Source organism: Methylocaldum sp. (genome assembly GCF_039794385.1).
Classification (GTDB): Bacteria; Pseudomonadota; Gammaproteobacteria; order Methylococcales; family Methylococcaceae; genus Methylocaldum.
In genome coordinates, this window is record NZ_JBDIVO010000163.1 from 1 (window position 1) to 9,991 (window position 9,991).

Annotated in this window: 7 protein-coding genes; 3 read left to right on the forward strand and 4 right to left on the reverse strand. The window is 59.0% G+C overall.

What is annotated here, in order from left to right; genetic code table 11:
- The coding region (locus ABJK70_RS14195) for a PAS domain S-box protein (RefSeq protein ID WP_347258298.1) at nucleotides 1–2,996 on the forward strand (2,996 nt) is incomplete at its 5' end.
- A 73-nt stretch (nucleotides 2,997–3,069) separates the two neighbouring features.
- On the opposite strand, the gene ABJK70_RS14200 is transcribed toward ABJK70_RS14195, so the two are convergent.
- From ABJK70_RS14200 to ABJK70_RS14210, 3 genes are all read right to left on the reverse strand, one after another.
- Complete coding sequence (locus ABJK70_RS14200) at nucleotides 3,070–3,372, reverse strand: DUF5658 family protein (protein WP_086134286.1); 303 nt, start codon at nucleotides 3,370–3,372, stop codon at nucleotides 3,070–3,072.
- 392 nt (nucleotides 3,373–3,764) lie between these two features.
- Nucleotides 3,765–4,133, reverse strand: a complete 369-nt coding sequence (locus ABJK70_RS14205) for a translation initiation factor Sui1 (RefSeq protein ID WP_133717420.1) — start codon at nucleotides 4,131–4,133, stop codon at nucleotides 3,765–3,767.
- 633 nt (nucleotides 4,134–4,766) lie between these two features.
- Nucleotides 4,767–6,752: a cation:proton antiporter gene (locus tag ABJK70_RS14210; protein ID WP_205780700.1), complete on the reverse strand. Its 1,986-nt coding sequence runs from the start codon at nucleotides 6,750–6,752 to the stop codon at nucleotides 4,767–4,769.
- 463 nt (nucleotides 6,753–7,215) lie between these two features.
- Between ABJK70_RS14210 and ABJK70_RS14215 the strand changes: the two genes are divergently transcribed.
- Nucleotides 7,216–9,048 (forward strand): PLP-dependent transferase, encoded by a 1,833-nt coding sequence (locus ABJK70_RS14215; protein ID WP_156880685.1) that lies wholly within the window; start codon nucleotides 7,216–7,218, stop codon nucleotides 9,046–9,048.
- A gap of 44 nt (nucleotides 9,049–9,092) precedes the next feature.
- Nucleotides 9,093–9,434 carry a hypothetical protein gene (locus tag ABJK70_RS14220; RefSeq protein ID WP_139841082.1) on the forward strand — a complete coding sequence of 114 codons (342 nt, stop codon included), beginning with the start codon at nucleotides 9,093–9,095 and terminating at the stop codon, nucleotides 9,432–9,434.
- A 206-nt stretch (nucleotides 9,435–9,640) separates the two neighbouring features.
- On the opposite strand, the gene ABJK70_RS14225 is transcribed toward ABJK70_RS14220, so the two are convergent.
- Nucleotides 9,641–9,991: hypothetical protein (locus tag ABJK70_RS14225; RefSeq protein WP_347258299.1), on the reverse strand; the 351-nt coding region annotated here is incomplete at its 5' end.

Sequence of the window (9,991 nt, forward strand, 5' to 3'; positions counted from 1 at the left end):
CCGAGCGTAAACAGGCCGAACAGACGCTGGCAGCGAGCGAACGGCGGTTCAAGCTGCTAGCCGAAACGTCGGCGCGGCTATTGGCTACCGATGAGCCGCATACGATTATCGAGGATCTTTGCCTCGCCGTAATGCGCCAACTCGGCTGCGAATGCTTTTTCAATTTTCTGCTCGACGACGCCAAAGGACGATTCCGCCTGAGTGCTTCCGCCGGCTTGTCGGCCGAGGAGATTCGCGATCTCGAGTGGCTCGATTGCAACGTGATCGCCTGCGGCTGCTTCGCGGGCGACGGTGAATATGTTGCCGCCGAAAACGTTCGTCATCACGGCGGACTATGTGCTGCCCGTGTCCGAAGCTACGGTATTCAAGCCTACGCCTGCCATCCTCTGCTGGTACAGGGACGCGTCATCGGAATCCTGTCATTCGGCACCAAGACCCGCCCAGTATTTACCGCCGAAGAACTGAATCTGATGAAATCGGTCACCGACCAGGTGGCGATAGCCATGCAGCGGGTTCTCGACCGGCGTTCTCTGCGGGCAAGCGAAGCGCGTTTCCGCACGATCGTGCAGGCCGTCCCGAGCCTTACGTTGGAAAGCGACGCGGAAGGCAACAATACCTTCGTAAGCGAGCAATGGTGCTCTTATACCGGACTGTCCCCGGAACAGAGCGCGGGGCAAGGCTGGCTATCGGCGCTGCATCCCGACGATATCGCGAAGGTTTTGGCCCGGTGGAACAAAGCGGCACGAACCGGCACGTCGTTCGAGAGCCAGTATCGTCTGAGGTCGGCCGACGGCTCGTACAGGTGGTTTATCGCCCGCGCCCTGCCGGATCGCGATGCCGATGGGAAAATCGTCCGCTGGACCGGTTCGCTCACGGATATCGACGATTTGGTACGGACCGAGGAAGCTCTGCGAGCCAGTGAAGCCCGAGCACTCGCAGCCAACGTCCAGATGCGGGCCATCATGCAGACGGCGCGAGTCGCCATCTGCGTCGCCCATGACCCGGAGTGCCGGCTGATCACGGGCAACGTTCAGGCGCATCAATTGCTGGGCGTACCGGAAGGCGAAAATTTATCGGCCGTGCCGGACACGAACGGCGCCGCTCTTTACCGTTTCTTCAACAACGGACGGGAGGTTCCCGCTCAGGATCTCCCCATGTGCCGAGTCTTGAAGACGGGCGAAGTCGTGGAGGACGTGGAACTGGAAATAGTCCGCGCCGACGGCACACGCCGGTTCGTCCTGAGCGCGGCCGCACCGCTATATGACAACACCGGCCGCGTGCAGGGCGCCACGGCCACTTTCCTGGACATCACCGAACGCAAGCAGATCGAGATCGAACGCCAGAAATTTGTTTCCTTCGCCGATCAGAGCACGGAATTTATCGGCATGTGCGACCTGGACTTCCAGCCGTTCTACGTCAACGAGGCCGGTCGGCGCCTGGTTGGACTGGATAGCCTGGAGCAGGCGTGCCGAACGCCGGTGAAGGAGTTCGTCTTTCCGGAAGACCAAGAATTCGTTTATGAAGAATTCTTCCCGCGCGTGCTGCGTGAAGGCCGTGCCGAGGTGGAGATCCGCTTTCGCCATTTTAAAACCGGCGCTACGCTTTGGATGGTTTGCAACGTGTTCTATATCCGGGATACGAACGGCGAACCGGTGGGATTCGCGACGGTGAGCCACGACATTACCGAGCGTAAACAGGCCCAGCAGGCATTGGCGGCAGCGAACGACCGCTTGGCGGCCGATTTGGAGGCTATGACGAGACTGCAAGCGGTCGGTGCGCTCTTCGTACGGGAGGACGGGCTGCCGGTTGTACTCGATCAGATCGTGGAAACGGCTATGGCCATCGCAGGCGCAGATCGCGGCCACATTCAACTGGTCGACATGCCGTCCGGCTCTCTCCGGATCGTTGCTCAGCGAGGCTTCGGGCCGGCCTACGTCGATTTCTGGCAAAGTGCCCATGCCGGGCCGGGGCCCTGGGGCGCTACGATGGAATGGGGAAAGCGCGTGATCGTGGAGGACGTTACCCGAAGTCTTATCTTTAACGACGCGCGGGAGCTTCAGGAGATCCTGAACGCAGGGGTACGCGCGATCCACTGCACCCCACTGCTGAGCCGCGGCGGCCGATTGTTCGGCGTGCTTTCGACCCACTACGGAACACCCCACTGGCCGGACGAGCGGGCATTGCGCCTGCTCGACCTGTTGGCGCGTCAAACCGCGGATATTATCGAACGAGCCCAGACCGAGACCGCTCTCAAAGAGGCCGATCTTCGCAAGAATGAATTCATCGCCATGCTGGGCCATGAGCTGAGAAATCCGCTCGCCCCGATCCGCAACGCGGCTCATTTGATACGCAAGTTCGCCCCGCCGAACCCGAGGATGCAATGGGCGCAGGAAGTCATCAACCGGCAAGTGGATCACCTGACCCGGCTGGTGGACGACCTTCTGGATGTCTCACGGATCGTTCAGGGCAAATTGAAGCTTCAGAAAACGCCGGTGGATCTCACCGCCCTTCTTCATCAAACCATGGAGGCCACTAAACCGCAGCTCGATGCCCGCCGCCATCTGCTTACCGCGGCCCTGCCGAAATATCCCTTATGGTTCGAGGCCGATCCGGTGCGCTTGACGCAAATGGTTTCGAACTTGCTGGATAATGCCAACAAATATACCCCCGCGGGGGGACGGATCTGGCTCGGCGTGGATCATACGGGTAACGAGGTCGCGATTTCGGTGCGCGACAACGGCGAAGGTATCCCCAGCGCGCTGCTGCCGCATCTTTTCGACGTGTTCACCCAATCGGAACGGACGCTGGATCGCGCTCAGGGCGGGTTGGGTCTCGGATTGACCATCGTACAGAAGATCGCGGAATTGCACGGAGGGCGGGTGGAGGTAAAAAGCGAAGGCCCCGGCAAGGGCAGCGAATTCATCGTGCGGCTGCCGCTCGGCGACTGCAAAGCGGAGACGGAAGCGAAGCCGGCGTGTAACGTACAGAGCGCTTGATGGCCGGCTGCCGCAGAGCAGGACGTCCCTCAAGGACTCTCGGCTTGGGGACGTTAAGCGGCTGCCGTCAGTACTACGCCTCGATAACCAACATCACATTGTTCGTCACGACCCAGCTGTAAAAGGCAACGGACGAGGTCAGGGTCGCCTTGATCCAGCGGCTTCTCGCCTTATGCCGGTCGCTGAATAAAAACGCGATGAACGCTAGGCCCGCGGCCTTGATCAGGACGATCGAATATCCGAGCCCCACCAGTTCGGCGGAAAAATTGAGAACAGGATTCGCTTCTTCCAAACCGGAAAAGCTCAGCCCGAAGTAAGTCACTATTCCATCTGCGACTTGCAAGAGTGCGAACAGGATTATCAATATGGCGTACATACAACGGCTCCAAAGTTTCGACACGGAATGCCGGTCCTCGGCATTGCCACGCACTAAAAGATCATCCAACGGCGAAATATCGTCTCTTCCAGTATGGAAAAATGACAGGCGTTATGCCTTCGACCCTTTCTGTCCCGATTAATGCAAGTCGCGTTCCATAAGGCCGGATGAATTGATGGCGGAAAACGCATCAAGAATCGCGGGTCTGCCTCCCGACAATATTAGCCCGCATTTCTCTGTTCTCCTGCCGCGCGGTCCGTACGATGCCCTGGCTGCGGCGAAATGTGAGAAATAGGGCTTAGAAGTAGAGCATAGCAGAAGAATATCATCGAATGCTAATAGCATTAAATTGGTGCATTGGCGGATATTCATCGACCGAGACGGTGATTGATTCAGCCACCCGACCGCTTGACGGTCCAGCCCTGTTTGGACAGGTCTTCTACGACCCGTTCGCGATGGTCTCCCTGAATCTCGATGACGCCGTCCTTGACGGTCCCGCCGGAACCGCAGCGCTGCTTGAGCTGTTTGCCCAAGTTTTCAAGACCCGTGGCGTCCAGCGGAACCCCCGTGATTACCGTCACGCCCTTGCCTTTGCGTCCCTTGGTTTCCAGGCGCACCCGCACGATGCCGTCCGATTTCGGTGCCGGCGGGTCTTTCTTGCAACGGCATTCGGCGACGGGTTTGCGACAGGCCGGGCACATCCGTCCAAATTCGGTGGAATATACGAGACCGCCGTTTGCCGGGTGTTTTCGTGAACTCATAGTGTTATTCGATTATGACCGAATGCTCGGACGCTAGGGCAACTCATTTCCGACTAGCGACCAATAGGCATTTCCCTTACCCGCCGCGACCCAGAGAACAACTTTCCGGCAAAGTGCGGAATTCGTCAACCGCGCCCGGGCGTTTTTGGCCAACGGCTGCGGCGGCGCTTTTCTGATGCATGTAGTTCCGTTCGGGATACCAGCTTGAAAGTTTATCCACTGTCAAGACTTGACAGGAACTTCAGCAAGCGGCGACTTATCACTGCTCCCCGTAAATTATTAATTCATTATTTCGTAATAAATTAAAACCTCAGAATCAACTACTTACGTTTTATCTTGCTGCGAAACCAGGACCTGAAAAAAACCTAGCCAGGCTAACTTAAAGCCCCGTGAGATCAGGTCCCGTCCGTTTTACCCCCACACTTATCCACAAGGTTGTCCACGGAATCTGTGGATAGTCAAAAAAGCCGCACGCCGGCCTCTCGCAACAATAACCCTTCTCCTAACACCAATTTCACCGCCTGTTCGCGGGTTCTTTGGTATACGTTCCTTTCGGTAACTTTTGCATTCAACACCTCCATCGAATAGTTTGAAACTTTGGTGTCCTCTTTTTCCGGCTTACCTCACATCGATTCAAGCTTGCTGATGCGCAGCCAATAACCGCTCGACAGCCTCGATCTGCTCAGGATTTCCGAGCAGGCCGATGCGGTCCCCCGGAAGAAATACGGTCTGGGTGGACGGGTTCACCACGAGTTCGTTCTTGCGTTTGATGGCCACCACGTTTGCGCCGGTGCGCGCCCGGAACGCAGCTTCGCCCAGTGTCTGCCCTACCATTGGGCTTTCCGCGGGTATTTTTCGCCAGGAAATGTCGATCAACTCGTGGGCATCGAGCAAGTCTCTCAGCAGCGCGTGCTCGCCGTGTGCCTTGACCAGCGCATCGTAGTGCTCGCGCCGAACCGTGTCCGCGTAATGCCGCACTTCATGCAACGGAAACCCCAGCTGCAACAAGGTGTGCCGGATCACCTGCAAACTGCCTTCGAGCTCCGGATGGATCACCAGTTGCGCACCCAAGTCGGAAAGCCGTTTGACGCCGGCCCGGGTTGCGGCGCGAGCGATGATCGGAAGGTCCGGGGCGATGTCCCGGGCTGCCGCAACCGTCAGTTCGGTGGCGGCTTCCTCGGACAAGGTCACCACGAGCAGACGGGCCCGGTGCAGCGCGGCGTGAGTCAGAATGTCGGAATTGGCGGTATCGCCCAAAAGCGTGGGAATGCCCCTTTTCGACAACCGTTCGATCCGGTGGATGCGGGAATCGATCACCAAATAAGGAATCCCCAGTTCGCCCATGATATCGACGATGTGCGAACCGACCCGCCCGTAGCCGACCACCACCACATGATCGGCCACGGAGTCCTCCACCGGCGTCTGCGTCGAGCCGTGCCGATTCAGCCATCGCCACAGTGGCCGGATGGCCCGCAAACTGCGCTGCAGCGGGTCGACTGCGTGCAGCATGAGCGGATTGACGACGATGGATAGCAATGCAGCCGCCAGAATCGTCGAATGTTGCCCCTCGTCGAGAAACCCGAGGCGCAGCCCGGTCTGATCCAGAATGAAGGAAAATTCGCCGATCTGACACGAGCCCGCCGCCACGACGAGAGCGGTGCGGGCCGGTCGAGGGAACGGCAAGACCCAAAGCCCCGAGACGATGAACTTTCCGATGACCACCAGACCGGTGAGAATGAGGACCGGTTCGAGGTGCTGCACCAGAAAGCCCGGATCCAGAAGCATGCCGACGGATACGAAGAACAGGACGGAAAAGGCCTCCCGGAACGGCAGCAGATCGGATGTGATGCGATGACTGAGCGGCGATTCGCTGACCACCGCGCCCGCGACGAAAGCGCCCAATGCCAACGAAACGCCGAACAACTGCGAGGCGCCCAAGGCGATTCCCAAAGAGATCGCCAGGATGGCCAAAACGAAGAGTTCACGGGAGCGGGTATGGGCCACCCGCAGCAACAGCCAGGGAATGAAGCGCGTGCCCACGAACAACATGAACACGAGAAAGCCTAAAGCGGACAGCAAAGCCAGGCCGAGGGTGTTCCAATTTATGGATTCTCCGGTGTCAGCCAGGTTAGGCATGATCATGATGATCAGAACGGTGGCGATGTCCTCCATGACCCGCCAGCCGACCGCGACCTGTCCGTCCGGGGTATTCAGCCAGCCGCGGTCCATGAAGCCGCGCAGCATGACGATGGTGCTGGCGATGGACAGCACGAAACCCAACACCAACCCCGCCATGGGCGTCCAGCCCCAGAGCTGGCTGAGCCCGAACCCCAAAGCCAGCATGGTCAGCATTTGCCCCAGCGTGCCCACGACGGCGATGTCGCGCACTTTCCACAGATCCGCGAAGGAAAAATGAAGGCCCACGCCGAACATCAGAAAGACGATGCCCAATTCGGCCAATTGGTTGATGGTTTCGGGATCGGCTAAATACCCTGGCGTAAAAGGACCAATGACGACGCCCGCCAACAAATAACCCACGATGGGCGGCAGGCCTATGCGTTGAACGATCAGCCCGCCCAGAAACGCGAAGCTCAGCGTAGCGGCGATATTTTCAAGCAAACTCAGACTGTGCATATGTGGGGATATAGGCGATCAACGGATTTGCCTCATGCCAGTCATCGCGCAAGGGGAACTTTCGCGCGGTCTGAAAAATTCGACCTGCGGCGGCGATACCCCGCTCCATCTGCCGAACCGTTCGGAACGGCTACTGCTTGGAGCTCGCACGGGGTTGGTTGCGATGCCATCCTCGCCCTCGGCCAGGACATCACGACTGGGTTAGTGTACCGAAAAGTGACAGGTACTCGTGCGACGATCCGCAAAAATCGGCGAAGTGCCTGCAAGAGCCGTCGAGCAGACCACGGGAGACGAACACATTTACCGAACTAGTCCCTTCCCGCCCCAAACAGGGGCACAACAGCACCTTATGCGAGCGGATCGACCGCCGATTTGGTCTAATGATTGCCGAAGGCGACCGATCGGCTGTCGCCTCATTGCAAGCTAGATCAAGAGGAAGAGTCGAATTATGGACAACACCGGATTAGCTTCGCCTCCGAGGCCCCGTGAACCGGCGCAGCCGGGCGATGCCTTCGAGAGCATCGATCGCCTGCGCATTCTCTCGCCACGACGGAAATCGACGGCGGCTCGCTCGCTCGATGAACTGGTAGAGGAGCAGCTCGCCCATTTCGGCATCGATCCCCAAACGACTTTCGGCCAAACGCTGGCACGCGTGTCGCGGCGGATGTACGAGAGCTGCGCCGATATCGACCGGCTTTGGGTCGAAACCGCGGAGACTGTCCAAAGCCTGGATCGTTCCGACCGGATCGCCTATTTCAACGCGAAAAAGTTCCTCTCGTTTCAACTGGCGAAATTGCTCGACAACTTGCAGCGCCCTAACCGGCGCTGTTACCAGAGCCTGAATTACAGTACCGCGACGACCGCCAGCAAAGGACCTTACAGCGTCTTCGACAACGTTCCCGCGATTTTCTCCGCGAATCCGGTCATTACCCGCACGGCGACGTACGTCTACGCCTGCGCCGAGTGGATAGAAGACGCCTTCCAGGGCAAGGAGCGGCTTCTGGAAATCTATTCGCGACTGCTTAACCCGACATCGATCGCATTGGCCCATCACATCGTCGATCTTGAAGCCGGACCTTATGCTAACGAGTATTTCGCCTGGAACTTCAACAGCGGAATGGCCGCCATCGACGGAGTGCTGTCGCACGTTCTCGGACGCGACGACATTCTGATCACCAGCCGTAATGTCTACGGCGGCACTCATCAGCTCATCCACCACTGGTTCGCTAAATCTGCGAACCTGGAAATCGCCGTCGAAACCTTCGACGGCTATACCGTCGACGATTTCCTGAAAGCCTGGCAGCGTGCTCTCGCCGGATACGCCGACCGTTTCTCGGCCGGGCGGCGCGCCTACGTCTACCTCGAATCGCCGTGCAACCCGCACGGCTATGTGCTGGACGTGCCGGCCATTTGCCGGGAAGCCCACCGGCTCGGACTGCGCGTCATCCTCGATTCCACCGTCGGCACACCCTTCCTCTACACCCCGCTGCAGCGCAAAGATCGCGCGGAGCGCCCGGATTTCGTCATCCACAGCTATACCAAGGATCTTTCCGGCAGCGGCTCGGTCATCGCCGGCGTCGTCATCGGGCGCAACGAAGACATGTTCACCCCCAAAGGCGATTCGATGAACGGCGTCCCGTGGAACGAAACCCTGTTCTGGAACGTGTATTACGTCAAGGGCGCGTTTCTCAACGCCGATGCCGCTTTCGACGTACTCCAGGGACTGCGTACGCTGGATGTGCGCATGCTCAAGAAATGCATCAACACGCAGATACTCGCGCGGTTCTTGGCCGCCCATCCGAATATCACGGTCCACTGCAATGCGCTGCCCGACAATCCCAACCGCTTAATCATGAAGAGGACCGCGACGCTCGGGCTGCCCGCACCGCTGTTCACCCTGGATATGGGCGATTTGCCTCGGGAAGCTTTCCAGCGGTTCTTCGACAACCTCTCGCCGACTTTCGGCCATATGATCAGCCTCGGCCAGAGCAACACGATCGTGGCCTGTCCGGCCCTGACCACGCATTCGGAACTGGACGAAAAGGCGCTGCGCGAAGCCGGCATCTCGCCGACCACCATTCGCGTCGCCGTCGGCGACGAAGATCCGCTCGATCTGATCCTGCATTTGATCGGCACGGCCCGGCTGACGATCGACCCGGTCGTACCGGGTTTCTCCGAAGGCTTCGGATCCTGGGCGGCGGCGCGGGAGCTGGTTCGAACGACTTATCTGGATTCGCACCGGAAATATATCGAGGCGAAGACCGCTCAAAGCTCCGAGTGAAATATAATTCTAAGGAACTCCAGGCTTACGCGAGGCGCGAATCCATGAAAAAGCGGCTGGGCATGATGTGCTTGATTTGCGGGCTGACCGGGTGCGCCCACTCGTTGTCGGAGCCGACCGCAAGGTCCATTTATTTGCCCAGCGGCGAACCGGCCTATCAGATCACCTGCGAAGAGCGAGGGCTCGCGAAAGACAGCTGCTATCGGAAGGCCGGCGATCTCTGCGGGACGCGGGGATACGACGAAATCGGTTTAAACGACGAACGGCAGATGAATGAAATTTTCGATATGGTGACGGGAGCCATCCGGCAGGGAAAAACGGCGCCCATCGTCGAAAAAACGATCGTGATCCGGTGTAAACGGCCGTCGGCCGGAGCTCGCCTGTAGCGAAGGCGGTATATGTCGTGCATCCGCTAAAGCGGCGCACGGCTCCCACATTTTCCGGTCTGGTATAGCACTTCCTGGCTATAGTAGGTCGGGAATCCCTTCCCGACACCCTGGGTCGGCAAGCGGGCCTTGTCGGCAAAGGATTGCCGACCTGCGATCTGTTCGGCGCCTTCAGTCGCGGGCTGAAGCCCGCTCCCACATACCGTCTAACGCCCATCATTCTCTTCGTCCCGACGTCTCTGCCGAATGAGGCGGCGCGACATCGGTTTCGCCTGCTTGACCTCGATCACGCGATCGAGCTGAGGCGGCGCGCCTTGGCCAGTCTTCTGCTGGTACGCCAGGGAGTCCTGCCGGCTGCGAACGAGATAACCCGCGACCGCGCCGCCGGCAGCGGCGAACGTCAGCAAACCCACCGTCACCAACTCGATAGCCAAAAGGATCGCTCCAACGCTCAGGAGAGCGAAAAGTCCGAGGCCGAGTTTGATATTGGCCCTGCGGTTGGCACGGCTCACTTCGCGGACCAGCCGCTGATGAGTTTCCTCGAGCGTCGCCCGCTT

Excerpts from the sequence above, each read along its gene's own strand:
- ABJK70_RS14200 (WP_086134286.1), bottom strand. The coding sequence starts at position 3,372 with ATGTACGCCATATTGATAATCCTGTTCGCACTCTTGCAAGTCGCAGAT.
- ABJK70_RS14215 (WP_156880685.1), top strand. The coding sequence starts at position 7,216 with ATGGACAACACCGGATTAGCTTCGCCTCCGAGGCCCCGTGAACCGGCG.
- ABJK70_RS14205 (WP_133717420.1), bottom strand. The coding sequence starts at position 4,133 with ATGAGTTCACGAAAACACCCGGCAAACGGCGGTCTCGTATATTCCACC.
- ABJK70_RS14220 (WP_139841082.1), top strand. The coding sequence starts at position 9,093 with ATGAAAAAGCGGCTGGGCATGATGTGCTTGATTTGCGGGCTGACCGGG.